Annotated in this window: 24 protein-coding genes; 12 read left to right on the plus strand and 12 right to left on the minus strand. The window is 52.6% G+C overall.

Annotated features, from left to right (window positions below):
• Positions 1 to 929: 929 nt before the first annotated feature.
• Positions 930 to 1,793: a nickel/cobalt efflux protein RcnA gene (locus FD428_RS04115; protein ID WP_114848295.1), complete on the minus strand. Its 864-nt coding sequence runs from the start codon at positions 1,791 to 1,793 to the stop codon at positions 930 to 932.
• A gap of 120 nt (positions 1,794 to 1,913) precedes the next feature.
• Between FD428_RS04115 and rcnR the strand changes: the two genes are divergently transcribed.
• Positions 1,914 to 2,186, plus strand: coding sequence for a Ni(II)/Co(II)-binding transcriptional repressor RcnR (gene rcnR / locus FD428_RS04120; protein ID WP_012134972.1), 273 nt, complete (start codon positions 1,914 to 1,916; stop codon positions 2,184 to 2,186).
• A 32-nt stretch (positions 2,187 to 2,218) separates the two neighbouring features.
• Here the strand turns inward: rcnR and FD428_RS04125 are convergent, their stop codons facing one another.
• The gene (locus FD428_RS04125; protein ID WP_024130913.1) at positions 2,219 to 2,920 is read right to left on the minus strand and encodes a transcriptional regulator; all 702 of its coding nucleotides are present in this window, start codon (positions 2,918 to 2,920) and stop codon (positions 2,219 to 2,221) included.
• 689 nt (positions 2,921 to 3,609) lie between these two features.
• On the opposite strand from FD428_RS04125, the gene FD428_RS04130 reads away from it, so the two are divergent.
• Together FD428_RS04130 and FD428_RS04135 are read left to right on the plus strand one after the other, a co-directional pair.
• Positions 3,610 to 4,311 (plus strand): winged helix-turn-helix domain-containing protein, encoded by a 702-nt coding sequence (locus FD428_RS04130; RefSeq protein ID WP_114848294.1) that lies wholly within the window; start codon positions 3,610 to 3,612, stop codon positions 4,309 to 4,311.
• Positions 4,298 to 4,759 (plus strand): hypothetical protein, encoded by a 462-nt coding sequence (locus FD428_RS04135; protein WP_123907428.1) that lies wholly within the window; start codon positions 4,298 to 4,300, stop codon positions 4,757 to 4,759. The genes FD428_RS04130 and FD428_RS04135 overlap by 14 nt, the downstream gene beginning before the upstream one ends.
• A 61-nt stretch (positions 4,760 to 4,820) precedes the next feature.
• On the opposite strand, the gene FD428_RS04140 is transcribed toward FD428_RS04135, so the two are convergent.
• Positions 4,821 to 6,050, minus strand: coding sequence for an amino acid permease (locus FD428_RS04140; protein ID WP_012134968.1), 1,230 nt, complete (start codon positions 6,048 to 6,050; stop codon positions 4,821 to 4,823).
• A gap of 141 nt (positions 6,051 to 6,191) precedes the next feature.
• Positions 6,192 to 6,647, minus strand: a complete 456-nt coding sequence (locus FD428_RS04145; RefSeq protein WP_024130912.1) for a multidrug/biocide efflux PACE transporter — start codon at positions 6,645 to 6,647, stop codon at positions 6,192 to 6,194.
• A gap of 104 nt (positions 6,648 to 6,751) precedes the next feature.
• Between FD428_RS04145 and FD428_RS04150 the strand changes: the two genes are divergently transcribed.
• The 4 genes from FD428_RS04150 to kduD all read left to right on the plus strand — a co-directional run bounded on the left by FD428_RS04150 (position 6,752) and on the right by kduD (position 10,963).
• Positions 6,752 to 7,630 (plus strand): LysR family transcriptional regulator, encoded by an 879-nt coding sequence (locus FD428_RS04150; RefSeq protein ID WP_114848292.1) that lies wholly within the window; start codon positions 6,752 to 6,754, stop codon positions 7,628 to 7,630.
• A 107-nt stretch (positions 7,631 to 7,737) separates the two neighbouring features.
• Positions 7,738 to 8,916: an acetyl-CoA C-acetyltransferase gene (locus FD428_RS04155; RefSeq protein WP_047461488.1), complete on the plus strand. Its 1,179-nt coding sequence runs from the start codon at positions 7,738 to 7,740 to the stop codon at positions 8,914 to 8,916.
• 392 nt (positions 8,917 to 9,308) lie between these two features.
• A complete protein-coding gene (gene kduI / locus FD428_RS04160; protein ID WP_058668046.1) occupies positions 9,309 to 10,145 on the plus strand; it encodes a 5-dehydro-4-deoxy-D-glucuronate isomerase in 837 nt (278 codons plus the stop codon).
• A 56-nt stretch (positions 10,146 to 10,201) separates the two neighbouring features.
• The gene (gene kduD / locus FD428_RS04165) at positions 10,202 to 10,963 is read left to right on the plus strand and encodes a 2-dehydro-3-deoxy-D-gluconate 5-dehydrogenase KduD (RefSeq protein ID WP_005123393.1); all 762 of its coding nucleotides are present in this window, start codon (positions 10,202 to 10,204) and stop codon (positions 10,961 to 10,963) included.
• An 85-nt stretch (positions 10,964 to 11,048) separates the two neighbouring features.
• On the opposite strand, the gene FD428_RS04170 is transcribed toward kduD, so the two are convergent.
• Positions 11,049 to 11,375 (minus strand): cupin domain-containing protein, encoded by a 327-nt coding sequence (locus FD428_RS04170; RefSeq protein WP_047461492.1) that lies wholly within the window; start codon positions 11,373 to 11,375, stop codon positions 11,049 to 11,051.
• A gap of 142 nt (positions 11,376 to 11,517) precedes the next feature.
• On the opposite strand from FD428_RS04170, the gene FD428_RS04175 reads away from it, so the two are divergent.
• On the plus strand, positions 11,518 to 12,210 hold the full coding sequence (locus tag FD428_RS04175; protein WP_058668045.1) for an aspartate/glutamate racemase: 693 nt from the start codon (positions 11,518 to 11,520) through the stop codon (positions 12,208 to 12,210).
• On the opposite strand, the gene FD428_RS04180 is transcribed toward FD428_RS04175, so the two are convergent.
• Positions 12,197 to 13,132, minus strand: a complete 936-nt coding sequence (locus FD428_RS04180; protein ID WP_114848291.1) for a LysR family transcriptional regulator — start codon at positions 13,130 to 13,132, stop codon at positions 12,197 to 12,199. The genes FD428_RS04175 and FD428_RS04180 overlap by 14 nt on opposite strands.
• A 124-nt stretch (positions 13,133 to 13,256) precedes the next feature.
• Between FD428_RS04180 and lysA the strand changes: the two genes are divergently transcribed.
• Positions 13,257 to 14,519 carry a diaminopimelate decarboxylase gene (gene lysA, locus FD428_RS04185; protein ID WP_114848290.1) on the plus strand — a complete coding sequence of 421 codons (1,263 nt, stop codon included), beginning with the start codon at positions 13,257 to 13,259 and terminating at the stop codon, positions 14,517 to 14,519.
• Between the two features lie 102 nt (positions 14,520 to 14,621).
• On the opposite strand, the gene FD428_RS04190 is transcribed toward lysA, so the two are convergent.
• Together FD428_RS04190 and galR are read right to left on the minus strand one after the other, a co-directional pair.
• Positions 14,622 to 15,641, minus strand: a complete 1,020-nt coding sequence (locus tag FD428_RS04190) for a LacI family DNA-binding transcriptional regulator (RefSeq protein ID WP_047461502.1) — start codon at positions 15,639 to 15,641, stop codon at positions 14,622 to 14,624.
• Between the two features lie 13 nt (positions 15,642 to 15,654).
• Positions 15,655 to 16,683 carry an HTH-type transcriptional regulator GalR gene (gene galR, locus FD428_RS04195; protein ID WP_047461505.1) on the minus strand — a complete coding sequence of 343 codons (1,029 nt, stop codon included), beginning with the start codon at positions 16,681 to 16,683 and terminating at the stop codon, positions 15,655 to 15,657.
• A gap of 592 nt (positions 16,684 to 17,275) precedes the next feature.
• Between galR and aas the strand changes: the two genes are divergently transcribed.
• Both aas and lplT read left to right on the plus strand, forming a co-directional pair.
• Positions 17,276 to 19,435 (plus strand): bifunctional acyl-ACP--phospholipid O-acyltransferase/long-chain-fatty-acid--ACP ligase, encoded by a 2,160-nt coding sequence (gene aas / locus FD428_RS04205; RefSeq protein ID WP_047461507.1) that lies wholly within the window; start codon positions 17,276 to 17,278, stop codon positions 19,433 to 19,435.
• Positions 19,428 to 20,624 carry a lysophospholipid transporter LplT gene (gene lplT / locus FD428_RS04210; RefSeq protein ID WP_114848289.1) on the plus strand — a complete coding sequence of 399 codons (1,197 nt, stop codon included), beginning with the start codon at positions 19,428 to 19,430 and terminating at the stop codon, positions 20,622 to 20,624. The genes aas and lplT overlap by 8 nt, the downstream gene beginning before the upstream one ends.
• Before the next feature lie 118 nt (positions 20,625 to 20,742).
• Here the strand turns inward: lplT and FD428_RS04220 are convergent, their stop codons facing one another.
• From FD428_RS04220 to mutH, 4 genes are all read right to left on the minus strand, one after another.
• Positions 20,743 to 21,783 (minus strand): NADP(H)-dependent aldo-keto reductase, encoded by a 1,041-nt coding sequence (locus FD428_RS04220; RefSeq protein ID WP_047461513.1) that lies wholly within the window; start codon positions 21,781 to 21,783, stop codon positions 20,743 to 20,745.
• A gap of 119 nt (positions 21,784 to 21,902) precedes the next feature.
• Positions 21,903 to 22,121, minus strand: a complete 219-nt coding sequence (ygdR, locus tag FD428_RS04225; RefSeq protein WP_012134951.1) for a lipoprotein YgdR — start codon at positions 22,119 to 22,121, stop codon at positions 21,903 to 21,905.
• A 146-nt stretch (positions 22,122 to 22,267) separates the two neighbouring features.
• Complete coding sequence (locus FD428_RS04230) at positions 22,268 to 22,981, minus strand: TerC family protein (protein WP_012134949.1); 714 nt, start codon at positions 22,979 to 22,981, stop codon at positions 22,268 to 22,270.
• Between the two features lie 78 nt (positions 22,982 to 23,059).
• Complete coding sequence (gene mutH / locus FD428_RS04235) at positions 23,060 to 23,752, minus strand: DNA mismatch repair endonuclease MutH (protein ID WP_112001587.1); 693 nt, start codon at positions 23,750 to 23,752, stop codon at positions 23,060 to 23,062.
• A 186-nt stretch (positions 23,753 to 23,938) separates the two neighbouring features.
• On the opposite strand from mutH, the gene FD428_RS21935 reads away from it, so the two are divergent.
• Positions 23,939 to 24,085 (plus strand): hypothetical protein, encoded by a 147-nt coding sequence (locus FD428_RS21935; protein WP_047461519.1) that lies wholly within the window; start codon positions 23,939 to 23,941, stop codon positions 24,083 to 24,085.
• Positions 24,086 to 24,391 lie beyond the last annotated feature (306 nt).

Genomic DNA, 24,391 nt, shown 5'->3' on the forward strand with positions numbered 1-24,391 from the left:
GTTCCCAATGCTCAGGGACATTCATAAAAATGGCACTGTGCTGGAATGTTGCTGTATTAAGTCAGTGTTGGCGAAAATATTGGTATTAATCCTGGTATTGAGGCGTTGAAATAGAAAAATGTGCTGCTGCACACGCCTTCTCCGTTTTTATTCAACAATGCGTCCCAGGCGACAAATAGCCCATCTGAAAATATATCTTTTTTCTTATGCCGGAATTTTAACGACAGTAATCTTAAATATGAAAATCGTTTAAAACATCCGAATAAATCTTTTGTAATAGGTGGTGGCTATTAAAAACTGGAAATAGATCGGTTGCGTCGATATTAAGATAATTAGATATTCGCTTTATTGGTATTAATGATTTAGCCGTAAAGTCGTTCCATATCGGTGTGTTAATTAATTGAATGTGTGATGTAAATAGATACCGGTTTTATAATAATCATCAGCATCACTATACTGTTTCTGTTGCTGACTATTAGGTGCGTACTCTTTACTTTAGGAATTTTATTTTATTTTGTTGGATCTTTTGGAGCTTAAAAGGCTTAGTTTCCAATAAACCCCATTTGATTAAGATCAACAATTGATGCAATCGTATTTAAGTTGCCAGTTGATATAGTGCGTTTTGTTCGCATGAAGCGTGTTTTCTGCGCGGAATTATGCTGATGTTGAGCGTGGGAGAGAACAATTTTTCCGCAATAAATCCGCAATGCCTGCGCGCTTGTCGCAAAAGCGCGGAACTGCAATACGCGTCGGGTAATAGCATCGAATTATACGGCCAGGCGACTTTCTGGAAAGATTTGTTAATGCGCCTCACTCATCAGAGCGGCTTACCGTCCGTCTACGGTCTGCTCATGGCTTGCGAAAAATTGATATGAACGGACGTGCAGCGCTCGGGTCGCTGCACGTTTGTGGAAACAGGCGGGGAACAATTAGTGGATAATGCCCAGATAACCATGCATTCCCATATAAAGCCCCACCAGACCGATCAGTATGCTGGAGAAATAGGGGGCTTTTCTCGCCAGGGTATTAAATCCGTTCCAGCGTTTTGCGGCCTGTTGCACGCTGATGGCTGCGCCTACGCCAACGGCTACCAGCGTTAACGCCAGACCAATGCTGAAGCACAGTACCATCGTGGCTCCCAGCGTGAAGGCTTTAAGCTGGATGCAGATCAGCAATACGGTGATGGCTGCCGGGCAAGGGATCAGGCCGCCCGTCAGGCCAAACAGTAAAATCTGTCCGTTTGTCACTTCCCGGTCGTGAAAGCGGCGCTGAATATCGGTCGCATGTGCCCGTTCATGGGCATCCTGCCAGGCGTGCGATCCGTCCGTTAGCCCCTTCAAGGAAATATGAACATGCTGGTGGTCGTGGTCGTGGTCGTGGTCGTGGTCGTGGTGGTGCTCATGGTCGTGATGGTGGTGAGTGTGGGCAGGAAGCCTGTTAGCCAATCCGTCCCGCTCCCCTTTCCAGGTACGCCAGAACATCCAGAACGCCGTGCTCAGAATAATGATGGCGGAGACCAGCTGTAGCCAGGGTTCCACGGATTCTGCGGTAAACGCTCTGCTGATGTACATGCCGCCCAGGGCGATAAGCCACACAACGGCGGTATGTGAAAGCGTGGCTGCCAGCCCCAGCATCACAGCCTGCTTAATCGTCCCTTTGATGGCGATGATAAACGCCGCCATCATCGTTTTGGAGTGCCCGGGTTCCAGCCCATGTAATACGCCCAATAGAATGGCGCTGGGAATGAAGAACCAGGCGTTTCCTTGCTGAAGTAATGTTGAAAATTCGCCCATGAGAATGATTCTTAGTTGTCTTATTTCCCCGCATTCTACTCCCCCCCAGTACCAAATACTACCCCCCAGTAGCGTCACAATGCTATAATCCATAATGATTTATGTTAATAAGGCGTTGTTATGTCACATACGATCCGGGATAAACAAAAACTTAAAGCTCGTGCCAGTAAAATCCAGGGGCAGGTTGTCGCACTGAAAAAAATGCTGGATGAACCTCACGAGTGTGCCGCGGTATTGCAGCAAATCGCGGCGATACGCGGCGCGGTGAACGGATTAATGCGTGAGGTGATCAAAGGGCATCTGACCGAACACATTGTTCACCAGAGCGATGAAGTGAAGCGCGAAGATGATCTGGAGGTGATCCTGAAGGTGCTGGATTCCTATATAAAATAGCCGGGACCGGTGCCCGACTGTTGTCTTCAATGCTAACGCCGTCTTTGCAGATGAATAAGCGAGCCTTTGCATTCCTTTGTGATCATTGGGAATGCGGCTTTTTCATTGGAAAGTGGATGCGAATGAATAAACAGCGTGTTTATCTTCCCGCCCATTCTTTTCTCGATCCTCTGTTTATAAGCATAGACGCTGCGGATATCCATACTCAGTAACTCGGCGATTTGATGCGGATTTTTCCCTGCAACCATGTTACCCATAATGATGAACTCCGTCTGGGTCAGGGTATTCCCTTTTGTAAAAGACAGATGTCGCCCAATAAATACTTGTCTGATTTTTTCATTTGCAACCGCCAGTCCATCATCGTGATAAATGACGACAGAAACCGCCGGATGATGTTTACGCCAGTAGTTGGCTAACGACTGCATGTTCCGATCGCTCACCAGTACAATACCCATACGTGTGCTGGCGAGATAATCAATCCACTGTTTGTCGAGAAACAGCCGCAAAAAGCTGATAGAGAAATCGACAAAAATATAACCATTTAATCGGGCATTATGATTATTATTTAAAATGCCCTCAATAACACCTCTGTTAAAGTAGATACTTTCTTCCGGCCACATACAAAAACATGCGTTAGCACAATATTGTAAACGAGGTGATTTTTCTGGCATTATTTTACAATGTAAAGAACAACTACTGCACGTAAGGTTTTTTAATTTAACATCCAGCTCCATACAGGAACCTCCCTATCCGTAGATAATTTCATAATTTCATCCGTTTTTAAATATGTCAATACTTTGCCAGACGGCAATTAGCGTGCGTAAAAAATCGATGTATATCACTTATTGCTATTTTTCTTAAAGCCTTGCGATGCATTTATAATAGTGGCTATTTACATGCTACTTATTTTCCTGGAGCGACGTCTCGTCAGAGACAGAAACAATTTAGCATCCAGGACTTTTATAGCAAAATCCAGGAATAGTTATATTGCAAAAATGTTTAAGATATTTTGTTAAATGGCATTTATGGACAAAAGTTGCATCAATGTTAATTGCTGTATCTTAATTGTAAAATTGCTATTGTTTTTCATAATTAATAAATTATGTGTTTGTGTGCTTTTTAAGCTTATCGTAATAATATCAGGAGAGCATGAAAATGCTTTAAAAATAGTCTTAATTAAGAACAAATGATCTTTTTTGACTTAAGGTTTTTGATTTGTAAGTAATTTTACCGCTGGCGTTTGACAGTAATCGCATAATCAAATATTTATAGTGATCTCGATATAAGAATTTTGTAGCATGGCATTCATCATGTGAATGCCAGAAGGAATACTGTGTCGGATTTGTTAAAACACGCCAGATGTTACACAATTAATAACCTGGTTGACTTTCACCCTGGAAATCGGGCGTTATCGAATAGCGCAATGCAGAAGACCGTAACGTTACAAAGTCCTGCAAGCCTTATCCTTTTATATCTTATTCAGCATAACAACACGGTGGTTTCTCAAAACCAGCTGATTACAGCGGGTTGGGGAGAGAAGAATCATGTTACCTCGGCGAATACTTTTTATCAGACGATTCTCATTCTAAGAAATGCGTTAAGTGATATTGGGTTACCGCGCGATCTTATAAAAACCATTGCCCGTCGCGGTATGATGATTTCAGCGAATATTCAGACGGATGAGATAACCGCAAAAGCATCAGCGACCGAAGCGCCGGCGCAGATTGTTGCACCCCAAATGGAGCCGAAGGGAGACACGCCAATAAAAAAGCGCCATCTCTTGTTGCCTGCGGCGCTTTGCGGACTGGCGCTTCTGGTGGTGATGATAAGCATTGCCGCCAGCCTGTTTTATATGTCTCCAGAGTCTCTGCTGTCGTCTTATGAGGTTCTGGACTCCGAGACTTTTTCATCCTGTACCGTCCTGCAAAAAGGGAATGATGTGCTGGAGCTAAATTATATTCGCTTTATGCACAAACATCGCGAGATTTGCGATAACAATAACTATGTGTTTCTCTCAGGAATGAGCAGCGCAAAAAATATCACGGCGATTATATGCCCGGAGGATGCCAGAGAAAATCCGTCCGTAAAGTGTATAACCTACTATTCGATAAATGATGAAAATTAAAATACTGGCAGTGGCTATTATTATCACGTTCTTCATTGTGGGCGGCGGAGGACTCTGGTATGCACACAGCATTAACCCGAAAATTGATTGCAGTGGTTATGCCGTCTGGGATATTGACCATGAACTTTTTGCTGGTGATATTACCTACCAGATGCATAATCATCAGGGAATCGTGACATTAACCGGCGTGTTGAATACGCCCGACGCTCATTCTTATAAAATTAGCCGGATTATTTATTTTACGTACCAGAAGTTGCAGCAAAACTATATTATTACGACGCATAATCTGGTCCGATATCCGTCTGACGAATTACAGGGCAGCCATGAACGCAAGGCTATGCCGCTTATTTATTTATCAAAGGACGCGACGTTCTCGTTTTTGATACAACCCTGGCGGGAAGGCTGGACGTTTACGACAGTCGGGTCGCCCTCACTATTATGCCGATAGATTAAAGACTGAGTAAAACGGCTCGCCCCTCTTCAGGTGGATGAGCCGTTTTGTATTGAGATTAGCCAAAAAACATCACGGACACGCAAAGCAGACCCACAATCAGGGTAAGCAGATTTCCCAGAGAGCGGTATGGTTTGAGCGCGGGGATCAGATAGGTTGACAGCGTCGGCATGATAAACAAAATCATGGCAATAAGCGGGCCGCTGATCGCATAAATCATCGAAATGGCGTTGGGATTAATGCAGCAAACGACAAAGGTAATCAGCGAGACCAGCATGATAGACAGGGCGCGATTAAATGCCCGGCTTTTCTTCACGCCAGTCTGAAGTAACGCCGTTCGTACTATCTCTGTCGCCCCTTCAATCACTCCAAAATAGGTGCCCAGAAACGATTTTGACATCGCGATAACGGCGACAATAATCCCTGAAATGGAGAGCCATGCCGGTGCGGCTGGCATCATAGACAGCGCTGACAGGATGGTCACGCCTTCATGTTTCGCGGCTTCAATATAGGATGGCGGAATGGAGAGCAGACAGCTGAAAACGAAAAACAGCACGCTCAGGCAAATGATCAGATAAGCCACCTTCATGATTTTTTTGCATTTACCCATGGCCTGCTCGCCGTATCTTTCACGTCTGTCGATAGCAAACGTGGAGATAATGGGCGTATGGCTAAAAGCGAAAACCATCACCGGAATGGATATCCATACCTGATGAAGTGTGTGCCGATCGAAAGACATCTGGCTGGTCAATAACGCGGGCTGCCAGCTTCCGGTCAAATAAAGCGACAGAAATAAGAAATAGGCGATAAGCGGAAACACTAAAAAGCCCATCACGCGGATAGTCGCATGTCGTCCCATCAGGAAAATCAGATTCAGAATCAATACGACGCCCAGACTGACCAGAACACGCACCCGCAGGTCTATCGTCATCTGCTTTGCCAGCTGTTCCGTCAGGGAATTGGTTATCGCCACGGCGTAAATCAGGACCACCACGAAAAACGCAATAAAGTATAGCGAGGTGATGAGACTGCCGATCTTCTTGCCGTAGTAATGCGTTACCGCACCGGTGATCCCTTCGCCAGCGGAGGTTTTCGAAGAGAGGATAAACTGGCACAGCGCTTTATGAGGCCAGTAAGTCAGAGGCCAGGCAACCAGTGCGGTAATAAACAGCACGATGGCCCCCGCGGAGCCCAACTGAATGGGGAGGAAAAGGGTGCCTGCGCCGACCGCAGTCCCATATAGTGCAAAACTCCAGAGAGTTTCTTCTTTTGACCAAATTTTCGACATTATTTGAACGTATCAACTATAAAATAAACAAAAAGAAGCGCAATTTACCATAAATGGCATGGGGCTGGGGAAACTAAAGCGGTGTGCGAGGGCAGGCAGGAAGCGCCGGAACGGGGAATGTTCCGGCTAAACAGAGCATTATCAGGCAGTAACGCGCTGCTGGCGGCGTCTTACTACGCGAAGACGCAACGTGTCATAGGCCCAGTTGTAGAACATGGTGTATGGCAGGAAGAAAAGGAAGAAACCGATTTCCAGCGTGAAGGCCTGCAACAGGCTGACGTTCAGCGCCCAGGCGACAATACTTACACCAATAACGATAAAGCCGCTTTCAAATCCCAGCGCGTGCAGTGCGCGAACTTTAGCGGTGCGCGTCACTACGTGTGACGGCCAGAAGCGGTCAAACAGCGCGTTATAGATGATATTCCAGATCATCGCCGTGGTTGCCAGCAGAATGGTTAAGCCTCCCATTTCCAGCACTGAGCGCTGCATCAGCCAGGCGGTAGTCGGGGCCAGAATGGCGGTGGCAATACCTTCGAAGCAGACCGCGTGGAAAATGCGTTCGAGTAGCGAACGGCGTTGGACTAAGTCATGTTGCATAGGATCAAACCTTTTTTTTCATCTCCGGGAAAACGGAATGTCAGGCATTTTATCGTTTAATATGATATCTAAAAGATAGAATCCATCGATAAAGTAGATAGTTCATGCGCTACTCTCCCGAAGCATTGATCGCATTTGTTGAGACGGTCTCCTGCGGCTCGTTTTCCGCTGCGGCGCGCCGGTTACGGAAAAGTCAGTCCACCGTCAGTACGGCGATTGCCCACCTGGAAGCCGATCTGGGGTTTTCACTGTTTGATCGCTCTTCACGACAGCCGGTGCTGACGGAAGAGGGCAAGCGGGTGCTCAGCTATGTGCAGGCTATTCTGTCAGCAAGCGATCGTCTGGATGAGGTGGCGTTATCCCTGTCTGGCGAAACGGAAACCCGTCTGACATTCGTGCTATCCGACACCCTGCATCCAGACGTTCTGGAAGAATTAATGGTGCAGTTCGACCGCCAGTTTCCCCATACGGAATTTGAATGTCTGATCGGCGAAGATGAAGATGTCATCGATCTCCTGCAAAAGGGACGCGCGCAGGTTGGGCTGATTGAAGCGCGCAATCATTACCCTACCGAGATGGGGGTGACGCGCCTGCCCATGCAAACCTGGATGGGACTCTACGTGGCGGCCTCACATCCTCTGGCCGTGCAGAAAACCCTGCAATGGGATCAACTGCATACCTGGCGTGAACTGCGGCTGAATACCTATCTGGAAAGTGGCGCCAGCATGGCGCGCGGCCCGGCCTGGTCTGCACCTAACTATTTGTTATTACTGAGTATGGCGGTACAGGGATTTGGCTGGTGCGCATTGCCTTGCGCGCTGGTGGAAGAGTTCGCGGCTGAAAAACCGCTGGTGCAACTGGATGTGCCCGGCTGGCCGAAGGCGATCTCGATTGATCTTCTCTGGAACAAGAAGTCGCCGCCGGGCGCGGCGGGAAGCTGGCTCCGCGATCATTTACAGCAGGGGCGTATACCGGCTGATTAAAATAGCTGCAATTTCCTTTGTGATAAAACTCACCATTTTTAAACAAGCAGGATAATTATCTTTAACAATCCTCTACTATTGCGGTGTTATTTTGCGCTGAGGTGGTGATGAAAGAGGTTGTGATAGTTGGGGCTTTACGTACGCCGATCGGATGCTTCCAGGGAACGCTGTCCCGCCATTCTGCCGTTGAACTGGGCAGCATGGTGGTAAAAGCGTTGATGGAGCGTACCGGCGTTGATGTACATGCTATCGATGAAGTTATCCTCGGTCAGGTGCTCACGGCGGGCGCAGGACAAAACCCGGCGCGGCAGTCAGCCATCAAAGGTGGGCTGCCCAACACCGTTTCCGCTATCACCATCAACGATGTCTGCGGTTCCGGCCTGAAAGCGCTGCATCTGGCTACGCAGGCGATTCAGTGCGGCGAGGCGGATATTGTCATTGCCGGCGGGCAGGAGAACATGAGTCGGGCGCCGCACGTTCTTACCGACAGCCGCACAGGGGCGCAGCTCGGTAACAGCCAACTGGTGGACAGCCTGGTTCACGACGGCTTGTGGGATGCGTTTAACGATTACCACATGGGCGTTACCGCTGAAAATCTGGCGCGGGAATACGGCATCAGCCGCGAATTGCAGGACGCCTATGCCCTCAGTTCCCAGCAAAAAGCGCGAGCGGCCATTGATGCCGGGCGTTTTAAAGCTGAGATTGTCCCGGTTGTCACCCAGCGTAACGGCCAGCCTGTCGTTGTCGATACTGATGAGCAGCCAAGAACCGATGCCAGCGCGGAAGGATTGGCCCAGTTGAACCCGGCATTTGATCTCCTCGGCTCGGTCACGGCGGGCAATGCCTCGTCAATTAACGATGGCGCGGCTGCCGTCATGATGATGAGCGAAGCCAAAGCGCAGGAACTGGATTTACCCATACTGGCGCGTATTCGCGCTTTTGCCAGCGTCGGCGTCGATCCCGCACTGATGGGCATCGCACCCGTTTACGCCACCCGACGTTGTCTTGAACGGGTAGGCTGGCAGCTGGCGGATGTGGATCTTATCGAGGCTAACGAGGCTTTTGCTGCGCAGGCGTTATCCGTTGGCAAAATGCTGGAGTGGGACGAACGCCGGGTGAACGTTAACGGCGGAGCGATTGCGCTCGGTCATCCCATTGGCGCATCCGGCTGCCGGATTCTGGTGTCGCTGGTGCATGAGATGGTTAAACGCGATGCGCGAAAGGGCCTGGCGACGCTCTGCATTGGCGGCGGGCAAGGCGTGGCGCTTGCTATCGAACGAGATTAAGACCGCCTTCATTTTCCGCTTCCCCGTGCTGGCGCTGCCAACCGTGCCAGCCGCAATATGTGCTGATATTTCCCCTCCCTGACGCCTCGGGTTGCAGCAATCCGGCGTTTCTTTTCAGGAGCACACGCTGCTCCCATATCCACCTGATAAACCTATCTTATTGTTTTTAATTTTATTTTAAGTATCTCCACCTGTGCCTGTTAAAGGGAAATCTCGCGCTGACGTGATCGCAATTACACTTTTGATAATAAGATGCGGAAAAAATGAAACAACGTTTTATTTGTAATTGAAAACCCGTTTCTGGAGGGATATCATTACCGCATAAAGTAAAACGGAACGGTGTTTCGCCTTCCGTTCTGACATTCACGGTCGGTTTATTATTGGAGGTTGATGTGGACGTAAGACAGAGCATCCACAGCGCGCACGCTAAAACGCTGGACACCCAGGGGCTGCGCAACGAGTTTTTGGTCGAGAAAGTGTTTGTTGCTGATGAATACACCATGGTTTACAGCCACATCGACCGCATTATTGTCGGCGGCATCATGCCGGTAGCGAAAACGGTTTCCGTTGGCGGTGAAGTTGGTAAACAGCTGGGCGTTACCTACTTCCTGGAGCGTCGTGAACTGGGGGTGATCAACATCGGCGGGCCGGGCACGATCGCTGTCGATGGGCAGTGCTATGAGATCGGCCACCGCGATGCCTTATACGTCGGTAAAGGCGCGAAAGAAGTTGTTTTCGCCAGCGTTGATGGCGCAAAACCGGCGAAGTTCTACTACAACTGCGCGCCGGCGCATACCACTTACCCGACTAAAAAAGTGACGCCAGCCGATGTCGCGCCGGTCACTCTGGGCGACAACCTCACCAGTAACCGCCGCACCATTAACAAATACTTCGTGCCGGACGTACTGGAGACCTGCCAGCTGAGCATGGGCCTGACCGAACTGGCGCCCGGCAACCTGTGGAACACCATGCCTTGTCATACCCATGAACGCCGTATGGAAGTGTACTTCTATTTCAACATGGAAGAGAACGCCTGCGTCTTTCATATGATGGGGCAGCCTCAGGAAACGCGTCATATTGTGATGCATAACGAGCAGGCGGTTATCTCCCCAAGCTGGTCTATTCACTCCGGCGTCGGCACCCAGGCCTATACGTTCATCTGGGGGATGGTGGGTGAAAACCAGGTCTTTGATGATATGGACCACGTTGCAGTAAAAGATCTGCGCTAGTCGCGGACGGCAATCATGTCTGTCCGTGACAGGCACTAAGAAAATAAGGATTAACAATGATTTTGAATGCATTCTCTCTTGAAGGTAAGGTCGCGGTAGTCACAGGTTGTGATACCGGTCTGGGTCAGGGGATGGCGCTGGGTCTGGCGGAAGCGGGCTGTGATATTGTCGGGATCAACATTGTTGAGCCGACGGAAACCATTGAACGCGTCACCGCGCTGGGCCGCCGTTTTTTAAGTCTGACGGCGGATTTACGTCAGATTGACGGTATCCCAGCCCTGCTTGAACGTGCGGTGGCGGAGTTCGGCCACATCGATATTCTGGTGAATAACGCCGGTCTGATCCGCCGTGAAGACGCGATCGACTTCAGTGAAAAAGACTGGGATGACGTCATGAACCTGAACATTAAGAGCGTGTTCTTTATGTCTCAGGCTGCGGCGAAGCACTTCATCGCCCAGGGTAACGGCGGCAAAATTATTAATATCGCCTCTATGCTCTCCTTCCAGGGCGGGATTCGCGTTCCTTCCTACACCGCGTCTAAAAGCGGCGTTATGGGCGTAACGCGCCTGATGGCGAACGAATGGGCGAAACATAACATCAACGTGAACGCTATCGCGCCGGGTTACATGGCGACGAACAATACTCAGCAACTGCGTGCCGATGAGCAGCGTAGCGCGGAAATCCTCGACCGTATTCCGGCGGGGCGTTGGGGGCTGCCGAGCGATCTGATGGGGCCGGTGGTGTTCCTGGCATCCAGCGCATCTGACTATATTAACGGCTATACCGTTGCGGTGGATGGCGGCTGGCTGGCGCGTTAATTCTGATGTCGTAAAAGCCTCGCCCCGGTGAGGCGATAACATCCGGCCTGCGCAGGGTTTCCTGTACAGGCCGGATGCGTATGGCTTACGCGTTGAGGAAATCTTCGCGTACTGGCGTGAAGGTATCCAGCAGTGTTCCCGGTTGTAAACACACGCAGCCATGCATGATATTGGGCTGTTTATATAGCGTATCGCCGGCGCGCACCACATGCTTTTCTTCACCAATAGTAAACTCAAATTCACCGGACAAAACGTAAGTCAGCTGTTCATGAGGATGATTGTGCAACGGCCCGATTGCGCCTTTTTCGAAATTCACCTCTACCGCCATCATGTTGCCGTCGTGAGCCAGAATACGCCGGGTAACGCCATTTCCCAGATCCTCAAGCGTCGTCTCATTATGAAAAATAAACATGCGGTGATCCTGTTATTTATTGAAACAATGTTTCAACTAAATTAGTTCATACCGGGGAAAAAGAAAATGGCAGACCAAATGAACTGGAAACTTGATCACAAGTTTGCTTCACTGCTGTCATCAAGGTGAGAAGGAGAAGGTAATGAAAACGATTGGACTGCTGGGCGGCATGAGTTGGGAATCGACGATCCCCTATTACCGTTTGATTAATGAAGGAATCAAAGCACGCCTGGGCGGTTTGCATTCCGCCAGCCTGTTGCTGCATAGCGTTGATTTCCATGAAATTGAAGAGTGTCAGCGCCAGGGCGAGTGGGATAAAACGGGAGATATTCTGGCGCAGGCCGCACTGGGTTTGCAGCAGGCGGGCGCAGAAGCGATAGTGCTGTGTACTAATACTATGCATAAAGTGGCGGAGACGATTGAGTCGCGCTGTTCACTGCCGTTTTTACATATTGCGGATGCGACAGGGCGGGCGATTGCGCGCAAAAACATGACGCGCGTGGCGCTACTGGGGACGCGCTACACGATGGAGCAGGATTTTTATCGCGGGCGTCTGGAGCAGCGGTTTGCGATTGAAACCCTGGTGCCGGAAACTGACGACCGCGCGCAGATCAACCAGATAATCTTTGACGAACTGTGCCTCGGCGAGTTTAGCGAACGCTCCCGCCAGTATTATTTGCAGGTGATCGAACGTCTGGCGGCGCAGGGCGCTCAGGGCGTGATTTTCGGCTGTACCGAGATTGGGTTGCTGGTGCCGGAAGCGCAGAGCGCGCTGCCGGTGTTTGATACTGCGGCGATCCATGCGGCTGACGCCGTGGAATTTATGCTTTCGTAACCGGCTCCAGAATGGCCTCCAGCGGATCGACAAGACGCGGAAGGCTGGTTTGCAGGTGCTCGCTGAACGCATCCACCAGCGCGGATGATGGCCGGTGCAGCGGGCGGATCAGACTGACGGTAAACGGAACGTCGACACTGAACCGCCGCACGGTCACTCCGCTGGCGGCATAATCCAGCGCGGTGAGCGGGTTAACCACCGAAAGCCCGGCGCCCGCGCGCACCATCGCACAAACCGACGCCGCGCTGTGGGTTTCCACGACCATCCGGCGTTTAACCTGGTGTTCGTTAAACAGCGCATCCAGCAGCTGGCGATAGCTGTCGGTGCGCGACAGGCTGATGTAATTCTCTCCCTGAAAGTCGTCCGGCGTCAGCACGGATTTGGTCGCCAGCGGGTGGCCGGGCGGCAGCACGCACACTTCATTTAGCGTCAACAACGCGGTGCGTTCGGTGCCTGCCGGGGTATGCAACGTCTCCGTCAGGCCGAGGTCGTGGCGTTGAGCTGAAAGCCACTCTTCCAGCAGCGGCGACTCCTGCGGCACGATGTTCAGGCTGACATCAGGATAGCGGGCGAGAAACGGTTGCAGCAGCGTGGGTAAAAAGGACTGGGAGAAAACGGGCAGGCAGACAATCGACAGCTCGCCCTGGCGGAATTCACGTAAGCTCTCCGCCGCGTTTACAATGCGATCCAGCCCATACCAGGAACGCTGCACCTCTTCGAATAGCCGTAATCCTTGCACCGTTGGGTGCAGGCGTCCGCGCGTGCGCTCAAACAGTTTAAGCCCCAATACTTTTTCGAACCGCGCCAGCTCCCGGCTAACGGTGGGCTGCGAGGTATGCAGCAGGCGCGCCGCTTCGGTCAGGTTTCCGGCGGTCATCACAGCATGAAAGATTTCAATGTGGCGCAGGTTCACGGCTGCCATCGTTGGCTTTCCCCTCAGTGGATATCATCCATATCATTTTTGCATAGACTCGCCATAAAACGATATTTTTTATTCCCTTCAGTTTGTGGCGTAATCATAAAAAATGTCTTGCCCGGAGCCTGCTATGCCACATTCACTGAATTGCACTGATACTGACCTCAACGCTGAAAATCTGCTCAGACTACCGGCGGAATTCGGCTGCCCGGTATGGGTCTATGACGCGCAGATTATTCGCCGTCAGATCGCGGCCCTGCAACAGTTTGATGTGGTGCGCTTTGCGCAAAAGGCCTGCTCGAATATTCATATTTTACGCCTGATGCGTGAGCAGGGCGTAAAGGTGGATTCCGTCTCGCTGGGTGAAATTGAGCGCGCGCTGGCGGCGGGATACGATCCGCAAAACCATCCTGATGATATTGTCTTCACGGCTGATGTCATTGACGCCGCCACGCTGGCCCGCGTCAATGAACTGCGCATTCCGGTGAATGCCGGGTCGGTGGATATGCTGGAGCAACTGGGGCAGGTTTCGCCGGGTCATCGCGTCTGGCTGCGTATTAATCCCGGTTTTGGTCACGGGCACAGCCAGAAAACCAATACCGGCGGCGAGAACAGCAAACACGGCATCTGGCATACCGATCTGCCTGCCGCGCTGGCGGTGATGCAGCGCCATCGGCTTCAGCTTGTCGGGGTTCACATGCACATTGGTTCCGGCGTTGATTACGGTCATCTGGAGCAGGTATGCGGCGCGATGGTGCGCCAGGTTATCGATTTTGGGCAGGATCTGGAGGCGATTTCGGCGGGAGGCGGGCTGTCGATCCCTTATCACGAGGGAGAAGAGGCGGTCGATACGCAGCATTACTTCGGGCTGTGGAACGCTGCCCGCGAGCAAATCGCTCGCCATCTGGGGCATCGGGTGAAGCTGGAAATTGAGCCGGGACGTTTTCTGGTGGCGCAATCCGGCGTGCTGGTGACGCAGGTACGCAGCGTGAAAGAGATGGGGCGCCGTCATTTTGTGCTGGTGGATGCCGGTTTCAACGACCTGATGCGTCCGGCAATGTACGGCAGCTACCACCATATTACGGCGCTGGCGGCGGACGGTCGCTCGCTTGAACATGCGCCGCTGCTGGACACCGTGGTGGCGGGGCCGTTGTGTGAATCTGGCGATGTCTTTACGCAGCAGGAAGGCGGTAACGTGGAAACGCGTGCGCTGCCTGCGGTAGCACCGGGGGATTACCTGGTTCTGCACGATACCGGCGCGTACGGCGCGTCCATGTCATCAAATTACAATAGCCGACCGCTGCTGCCGGAAGTGCTGTTTGATAACGGTAAAGCGCGATTGATTCGCCGCCGCCAGACGATTGAAGAGTTGCTGGCGCTGGAAGTTTTTTAACCGGCAGGCCGGATAAGGTTCCTTTGCCTGATGGCGCTACGCTTATCAGGCCTACGATACTGTAGGCTGGATAAGGCGCTTGCGCCGCCATCCGGCAAACCATCAGCAATCCGACTGAAAAAATGGCCCGGTGGTCACTGAATCACGCAGCACTAATGTTCCTGTAAACGGCGGGATCGGCTCCAGCTCCTCGCCGCTCGCCAGCCGAATCGCCTGATCGATTGCGGTGGTGATCATACTGTCGATCGGCAGATAAACGGTGGACAGCGCCGGTTCCAGCCACTTCGCGCTGGGCGCGTCATCGAAGCCAAACAGCGAAATATCCTGCGGTATCCGCAGCCCGGCCTGATGCAGCGCCTTTGATGCGCCAAGCGCCATATCGTCGTTACAGGCAAAGAGCGCGGTAAAGGCGATCCCTTCCTCCAGCAGTTCACGGCACGCTTCGTACCCGCGTGTCATACTGGAGTCGCCGTATTTCACTTTCGCCGGGTCCCAGGCGATCCCGTTTTTCTCCAGCGCCTTGCGGTAGCCCGTCAGACGGGATTTTCCCGTTGGCGTGTGATTCGGTACGGTAATGCAGGCGATATCCCGATGGCCTTGTGAGATCAGGTAATCCACCGCCTGAAACGCGGCATCTTCCTGTTCAAAGAATATGGCGCGATCGCGGGCCAGACTGACATCGCGGTTGATCACGACCAGCGGCGTCTCTATGGTATTAATCAACGAGATGATCGTTTTTTCGCTCATATAGCGGGTATAGAGAATGATCGCGTCGCACTGCCTGTCGGCCAGCATCTGCACCGCCTCTTGCTCGCGTTCCGGCGTGTCATGGCCATCGGTCACGATAAGCTGCTTACCGTGCGACTCCGTCTGGCGTGACGCCTGTTGCAGCAAACGCCCGAAGTAAAATCCGTCAAAGGTCGAGACAACAAGCCCAATGCTGTTACTGGTGCGGTTCGCCAGCGATCGCGCCAAAAAATTGGGTCGGTAATCTAACGCCTGCATCGCTTTGAAGACTTTCTGGCGCGTGCTCTCTTTCACCTGTCCCGTTCCGTTCAGCACGCGAGAAACCGTCGCTTTTGATACGCCCGCGCGACGTGAAACATCCAGCATTGTTGTCATGACGCTATCCTGATTAATCGTTTGACGAAGAATTCCCGGTTTCCGACGGCGTCGAAACGGAATGCCGACGTACCAGAGTAGGGCTAAAGACATGGGTGATTTCGGGTACAGGCCGTTTTTCCGCCAGCGCGAGCGCCAGTTCGGCGGCCTGGGTCGCCATGGTCACGATCGGGTAGCGTACTGTGGTCAGACGTGGACGCACGTAGCGCGAGACCAGCACATCATCGAAACCAATCAGTGAAATTTCGCCCGGCACGTCAATACCGTTGTCGTTTAATACGCCCATTGCGCCTGCGGCCATCGAATCGTTGTAACAAGCGATCGCCGTGAAGTTTCTTCCGCGACCTAACAGTTCGGTCATTGCCTGTTCACCGCCGCTCTCATCCGGTTCACCAAATGTGACCAGCCTGTCGTTAGCCGGAATATGGCTCTCTTCCAGCGCGTCGTAATAACCCTTGAGCCGGTCTTCCGCATCAGAAATCGAATGGTTGGAACAGATATAGCCGATGCGGGTATGGCCCTGCTGAATTAAGTGACGCGTTGCCAGCCAGGCGCCGTAACGGTCATCTAACGCCACGCAGCGCTGCTCAAACCCAGGCAGGATGCGGTTAATCAGCACCATGCCGGGCATCTGTTTCATTAATGACGCCAGGTCCGCGTCCGGGATCATCTTGGCGTGTACGACTAACGCCGCGCAACGATGGCGGATCAGTTGTTCAATCGCCTGACGCTCTTTTTGTTCATTGTGGTAGCCGTTGCCAATCAGTAAGAAATTACCGGTGTGGTAGGCCACCTGCTCGACCGCTTTAACCATCGCGCCAAAGAAAGGGTCGGAGACATCCCCCACGACTAAACCAATTGTCTCCGTGGATTGCTGCGCCAGCGCTCGCGCATTGGCGTTGGGGTGATAGCTGAGCGATTCCATCGCGCTGGTGACCGCGAGGCGGGATGCTTCGCTGGCTTTCGGGGAATCATTAATAACGCGAGAAACGGTGGCGACTGAAACACCAGCCAGTCGGGCTACATCCTTTATGGTCGCCATGACAGTACCTATAGTGGGTAAACGCTTACATTTCGTCAGTGTTACGGAAAATGGCTATCTGTTCAAGCAGATTGCCTGACGGGAACGCGCAAATGTGAGCGCACGCCGGGGAAGTAAGACAGAAAAGGGAGAATGCAAACCTTTGGTTACACTTTGCGAAGCGCTGTTGCGATTGTTCGCTGGTGAGGGCGTCGGGCGGATTGCTAGAGTTGAGATCCCAGAGGTATTGATAGGTGAAATCAGCTTTCGGGTTGATCACAAGAATTACACCAACCTGCGCATCATGTGCAGGTTTTTTTTGCGCTTACACCAATCTGTAACAGTAACCGATAATTTACACAACTCGTTGCATTTGTGTTCATTCCTTTGCGTTTTGCTGGTGGCGCGCAGCGTCGCCGGAGACCACAATCAAGATCCCAGAGGTATTGATTGGTGAGATTATTCGGTACGCTCTTCGTACCTGTCTCTTGCACCAACCTGCGCGGATGCGCAGGTTTTTTTTCGTCCTTCCATTTACCTGTCGCGCCTGTTCCCCATCTCGTATAATCTGCAACCATGCATCTTTACCGAACTGTGAGCAAAGGGAGTTGACATGCTTTTTGGATTTTTTCGCAACCTGTTCCGCGTGCTTTATCGTGTACGCGTCACCGGGGATGCCAGGGCGCTACAGGGTGAGCGCATCCTGATCACGCCAAACCATGTCTCTTTTATCGACGGTATTTTACTCGCCCTGTTTTTACCGGTTCGCCCTGTTTTCGCGGTCTATTCCTCTATCAGCCAGCAATGGTATATGCGCTGGTTAAAGTCGCTGATTGATTTTGTGCCGCTCGACCCGACGAAGCCGATGGCGATTAAGCACCTGGTACGCCTGGTAGAGCAGGGCCGCCCGGTGGTTATCTTCCCGGAAGGGCGAATTTCGGTGAGCGGTTCGTTGATGAAAATCTACGACGGCGCCGGGTTTGTGGCGGCGAAGTCTGGCGCAACGGTGGTGCCGGTTCGTATTGAAGGCGCAGAGCTTACGTACTTTAGCCGCCTGAAAGGTCTGGTAAAACAGCGCTTTTTCCCGCGCATTCACCTGCATATCCTGCCGCCTACCCATCTGCCGATGCCGGAGGCGCCGCGAGCGCGCGAGCGCCGCAAACTGGCCGGAGAAATGCTGCATCAAATTATGATGGAAGCGCGCATGGCGGTGCGCCCGCGTGAAACGCTGTATGAATCACTGTTAGCTGCGCAGTACCGCTACGGGGCGGGTAAAAACTGTGTTGAAGATATTAACTTCACGCCGGACACTTATCGCAAATTGCTGACAAAAACGCTGTTTGTCGGCCGCATTCTGGAAAAATACAGCGCGCAGGGCGAAAACATCGGCCTGATGCTGCCAAACGCGGCCATCAGCGCCGCCGTCATTTTTGGCGCGGTTTCTCGTGGCCGTATCCCGGCGATGATGAACTACACGGCGGGTGTGAAAGGGTTGACCAGCGCCATTACCGCTGCGGAGATCAAAACCGTATTCACCTCCCGTCAGTTTCTTGAGAAAGGCAAGCTCTGGCATCTGCCGGAGCAACTGACGCAGGTTCGCTGGATTTATCTCGAAGATTTAAAAGCTGATGTGACGCTCGCCGATAAGCTCTGGATTTTTGCACATCTGCTGATGCCGCGCCTGGCGCAGGTCAAACAGCGGCCGGAAGAGGCGGCAATGATCCTCTTTACATCCGGTTCGGAAGGGCACCCGAAAGGCGTGGTGCACAGCCATAAAAGCCTTCTGGCGAACGTTGAGCAGATAAAAACCATTGCCGATTTCACGGCGAACGACCGCTTTATGTCAGCGCTGCCGCTGTTCCACTCCTTCGGTCTGACCGTCGGCCTGTTGACGCCGCTGCTGACCGGCGCTGAGGTGTTTCTCTATCCCAGCCCGTTGCACTATCGCATTGTGCCGGAGCTGGTCTATGACCGGAACTGCACGGTGCTGTTTGGCACGTCGACGTTTCTGGGCAACTACGCGCGGTTTGCCAACCCGTATGATTTCTATCGTCTGCGCTATGTCGTCGCCGGCGCGGAAAAATTGCAGGACAGCACCCGACAGCTCTGGCAGGACAAATTCGGCCTGCGCGTTCTGGAAGGTTACGGCGTGACCGAATGCGCGCCGGTCGTGTCGATTAACGTACCGATGGCGGCGAAGCCGGGCACCGTTGGGCGCATTTTGCCAGGCATGGATGCGCGCTTGCTGGCGGTTCCAGGCATTGATGACGGCGGGCGTCTGCAACTCAAAGGGCCTAATATCATGAACGGCTACCTGCGGGTTGAAAAACCGGGCGTGCTGGAAGCGCCTGCGGCGGAAAATGCGCTGGGCGACGTTGAACAGGGCTGGTACGACACGGGCGATATTGTGCGTTTCGATGAAAACGGTTTTGTGCAGATCCAGGGGCGAGCGAAGCGCTTTGCGAAAATCGCCGGAGAGATGGTTTCGCTGGAGATGGTCGAACAGCTGGCGCTGGGCGTCTCGCCAGATAAAATGCACGCCACGGCGATTAAAAGCGACGCCAGCAAGGGCGAAGCGCTGGTGCTGTTCACGACAGACGGCGAGCTGACGCGTGAAAGCCTGCTGCAATATGCCCGCACACACGGCATTCCTGAACTTGCCGTACCGCGTGATATCCGCTATCTGAAACAACTTCCGTTACTGGGCAGCGGCAAGCCGGACTTTGTGACGCTGAAAAGCTGGGTTGATGAACCGGAAAAACAACATGCGTGAGTCAGTACATACTAACACTTCGATCTGGTCGAAAGGGATGATGTCGGTTATCGCCGCGCAGTTTCTCTCTGCGTTTGGCGATAACGCGCTGTTGTTCGCGACGCTGGCGTTGCTGAAGGCGCAGTTCTACCCGGACTGGAGCCAGCCGATCCTGCAAATGGTGTTTGTAGGCGCTTACATTCTTTTTGCTCCCTTTGTCGGGCAGGTGGCGGACAGCTTTGCCAAAGGTCGGGTGATGATGTTCGCCAACGGCCTGAAACTGTTGGGCGCTGCGAGCATCTGTTTTGGTTTTAATCCCTTTGTCGGCTATACGCTGGTGGGGATTGGCGCGGCGGCTTACTCTCCGGCGAAATATGGCATTCTTGGCGAGCTGACCACGGGCGACAAACTGGTGAAAGCCAATGGTCTGATGGAAGCCTCCACCATTGCCGCGATTCTGCTGGGATCGGTGGCAGGCGGCGTACTGGCAGACTGGCATGTGATTGCGGCGCTGGTCGCCTGTGCGTTGGCCTATGCGGGCGCAGTCGTCGCTAACCTTTTTATTCCGAAACTCGCGGCGGCGCGGCCAGGCCAGTCCTGGCATTTGCGTAAGATGGTGCGCAGCTTCTTCTGCGCCTGCATGTCGCTCTGGCGTAACGGGGAGACGCGTTTCTCGCTGGTTGGCACCAGCCTTTTTTGGGGCGCGGGCGTCACGCTGCGTTTTCTGCTGGTGCTGTGGGTGCCGGTAGCGCTGGGAATTACCGATAACGCCACGCCGACTTACCTGAACGCAATGGTGGCGATCGGTATTGTTGTGGGCGCAGGTGCTGCGGCGAAGCTGGTTACGCTGGAGACGGTTGCGCGTTGTATGCCTGCGGGTATTCTGATTGGCGTGGTGGTGCTGATTTTTTCTTTGCAACACGCGTTGCTTCCGGCCTATGCGCTGTTGACGCTTATTGGCGTGCTGGGCGGCTTTTTCGTGGTGCCGCTCAATGCGTTATTGCAGGAGCGCGGCAAGAAAAGCGTCGGCGCGGGCAACGCGATTGCGGTACAGAACCTGGGGGAGAACAGCGCGATGCTGTTGATGCTGGGTCTCTATTCGCTGGCCGTACTGGTGGACATTCCGGTCGTGGCGATCGGCATTGGTTTTGGCGGGCTGTTTGCGCTGGCGATTGCGGCGCTGTGGATTTGGCAGCGCCGCCAGATGTGATTGTTGCGCCGTCGGTAGGCCTGATAAGCGCAGCGCCATCAGGCAGAAGTGCCGGATGGCGGCGCAGGCGCCTTATCCGGCCTACGGTATGGTGCTGTTGGTAGGCCGGATATGCATATTACGGTGCCGGGTAGGTATAAACCTGATGCACCGCTTCGATCTCCGCCAGCACCTCTTCGCTTAACTCCAGATGCAAACTCTCAACGTTGGTTTTTAGCTGCGCCATCGTCGTTGCGCCCAACAGGGTGCTGGCGACGAACGGCTGACGACGCACAAACGCCAGCGCCATCTGGGCCGGATCGAGGTTGTGGCGTCTGGCGATGTCGACGTAGGCCGCAACCGCCTTTTGCGCCTGCTCGCCGCTGTAGCGCGTAAAGCGGCTAAACAGGGTGTTGCGCGCGCCGGCGGGTTTGGCGCCATTCAGATATTTACCGGTCAACGTACCGAATGCCAGGCAAGAGTAGGCCAGCAGCTCGACGCCTTCATACTGGCTGACTTCCGCTAATCCCACCTCATAACTGCGGTTCAGCAGGCTGTAAGGGTTCTGGATAGTGACAATGCGCGGCAGGTCATGTTTATCCGCCAGATGCAGATAGCGCATGACGCCGAAGGCCGTTTCGTTAGAGACGCCGATGTAGCGAATTTTGCCCGCGCGCTGGAACTCCGTCAGCGCGTCCAGCGTTTCGAGCAGCGTGACAACCGGAGCCGAATCCGTCCAGCTGTAGCCCAGCTTGCCGAAGCAGTTGGTCGGGCGCTGCGGCCAGTGAACCTGATACAGATCCAGATAGTCGGTTTGCAGGCGTTTGAGGCTGTCGTGTAAGGCCTCACGGATATTTTTACGATCCAGCGCCTGATTGGGGCGAATTCCGCTGTCGTTATTACGCGATGGGCCGCTTACCTTGGAAGCGATAACCAGCTTCTCACGGCTGCCGTGTTTAGCAAGCCAGTTACCGACATAGGTTTCTGTTAGTCCCTGGGTTTCCGGGCGTGGAGGCACCGGATACATTTCGGCGACGTCGATCAGGTTAATGCCCTGATCCACGGCGTAATCGAGCTGTGCATGTGCGTCGGCTTCGCTGTTTTGTTCACCAAACGTCATTGTGCCCAGCCCCAGTGTACTTATTTCAAGCGAGCTGTGGGGTATACGGTGATAGTGCATAGCCGTTTCCTTCTTATTATGAAGTCAGTAAATCCCGACAAAGGAATATAAAAATGGCAGAGGGAAGAGAAAAGGGAAAGAGAAAATTCTAAGGCCAGCAGGGCTGCTGACCTCAACAATTAGCGTTCAATGATCTGAGAGACTTCGTCACGATTGATTTGCATCGCGTTGCCTTGCTGATCGTGGTAGCTCACCAGACCCGTATCATCGTCAATTTCTGGTTTACCGTCGGTCAGAATCATCCGACCATCTTTGGTCGCCATTACATAATCGCTGCTACATCCAGAAACAGCAAAAGCCAGTCCTACAGCGGAAATCACAACTGCCCATTTTTTCATCCATTTATCCTCACGTGGCCTGCGTCTGATAATAGTCTAGTAATAACCTGAAGTTATGTCTGATAAAAGCAGTAAAATCTTAAACTGTGAGGAACGGGAGAGGCATTGCGGGTGTTCGCTCCCCTTACAGGGAGCGAAAGAGTGAATCAGAGAGGGTTCTTTTTATTGCGCATCAGGTTCAGGCTCTCTACCGCGATAGAGAAGAACATGGCGAAGTAGATGTACCCTTTCGGAACGTGTACATCGAAACTTTCCAGAATCAGGGTAAAGCCGACCAGAATCAGGAAAGAGAGCGCCAGCATTTTTACGGAAGGGTGGCGGTCAACAAACTCGCCGATAGGACGCGCCGCGAACATCATCACGCCGACGGCAATCACAACTGCTGCCATCATGATAAACAGATGATCCGAGAGGCCCACCGCCGTGATGACGGAGTCAAGGCTGAAAATAATATCCAGCATCATGATCTGGACAATCGCGCCCAGGAAGGAGGAGACGCGCGTTTTCAGCCCTTCTTCCTCGCCTTCAATCGATTCGTGAATTTCTTTACTGGCTTTCCAGATCAGGAACAATCCACCCAGCAGCAGGATCAGATCGCGGGCGGAAATCGCTTCGCCGAAAATCTCGAACAGCGGGTTTGTCAGGCGTGTGACCCAGGCGATAGAAGCCAGCAAAGCCAGGCGCATCACCATCGCCGCCGCCAGCCCAAGGCGTCGGGCGTGATTCCGTTGCGCTGTAGGAAGTTTCGCCACCACCAGAGAGAGGAAAATAATATTGTCGATCCCAAGAACGATCTCCAGCAGCGTCAGCGTACCGAGCGCGAGCCAGGCGTTAGGATCGGTTACCCATGCAAATAACATCGAACAAAGTCCTGCCAAAAAAAAGAAGCGCTAATTATAGGCGCGCAATGCGGCAGGTGAAAGTCCAGTCTGTGCCTGTTAGCCCTGTAACAGGAAATGGCGGGCCAGCAGCGTGCGAGTGAAGTTCTTTTTCAGATAAAAGCCGCGCGGCAACGTCAGAATGGTCTCTCCCTGCGCGCCAATTGCTTCGGTAAGGGCTTTGGCATTCGCCGCTTTTGGCCGCAGTTGTAAAAATTCGCCATGCCGGGCGGTGATCCGCTCAACCTGACCCAGCACAATCATGTCCATCAACTCTTCCCAGTCGAGGCGAAGCTGCTGATCTTCTTCTTCATTTGGGCTCCACAACAGTGGGGAACCGACGCGCCGATCGGCTAACGGAATACTGCGCTCCCCCTCTACGGGAACCCATAACACACGTTTTAATTTGTGGCGGACGTGACTTGTTTCCCACGTCACGCCGCTGTTGCCGGTTAGCGGCGCGACGCAGACAAACGTGGTTTCCAGCGGGCGGCCAAGGCTATCGACGGGAATGGTTTTCAGCTCCACGCCAAGCGCGGCGAAATCTTGTTCCGGTTTGCTACCGGCGCTGGCGCCGAGCCAGATCTCCAGCAGCACGCCAATCCAGCCTTTATCCCGCTTCAAATCTTTGGGGGCCACTAAACCGGCCAGCGCCGCCAGTTCGCCCAGCGAGTAACCTGAAAGCTGCTGCGCCTGGGCAAGCAAAAGGGCTTCAGATGCTGGCGGAGAAAGTAGCGGGCGGAGTCCGGGCATGACGTTATACCTTAGGCGAAAAAGTGAACAATGATTTTATACCGTATGAACAGAGTTTAACGATTTCCACACGCGATGTTCAATCGCATGATTTATATTGGTTTTTAGGATCTGATTCTGCAAGTTGCGCAACAGAGAAATGGGTTTTCCAAATCTGGTCACTGAAAATAAACAGGATCTTACACCATGTTATCCACAGAAAGATGGGATAACTGTGAAAAACCGCCACTACTGTTTCAATTTACAGCCTTGACGTGCGACGAAAATCGAATTTTTACACAAATTGTGCCTAACTTATTGGCACAATCTGTGGATAAAAGCGACGGTGGTTGATCTTTCATCAGCCTGACGATCTTCAATGTGATGGCTGTCACTATTTAGCACGAATAGACGCAGGTTTTGCATTTAACTTAATGAATTTACGAGGCTATTTTTTGATGGTGTTTGCCGCCCAATTCAGACTGTTCCGGGTTTTCCCGTAGTAATTCCGTACTTCTTCACAACTATATCCACAGAAAAGGTGAATAAAATCGTCTGTGAACACACCTCTCTGTTTATAACTCGGCTATTTGCTGTGAGTTATTCAATTGTTATTAGTAGCGCGTACGCCTAACAGAGTGGTTTACCGTCTCTCTGGAG

The organism is Citrobacter sp. TBCP-5362, from assembly GCF_005406305.1.
Classification (GTDB): domain Bacteria; phylum Pseudomonadota; class Gammaproteobacteria; order Enterobacterales; family Enterobacteriaceae; genus Citrobacter_B; species Citrobacter_B koseri.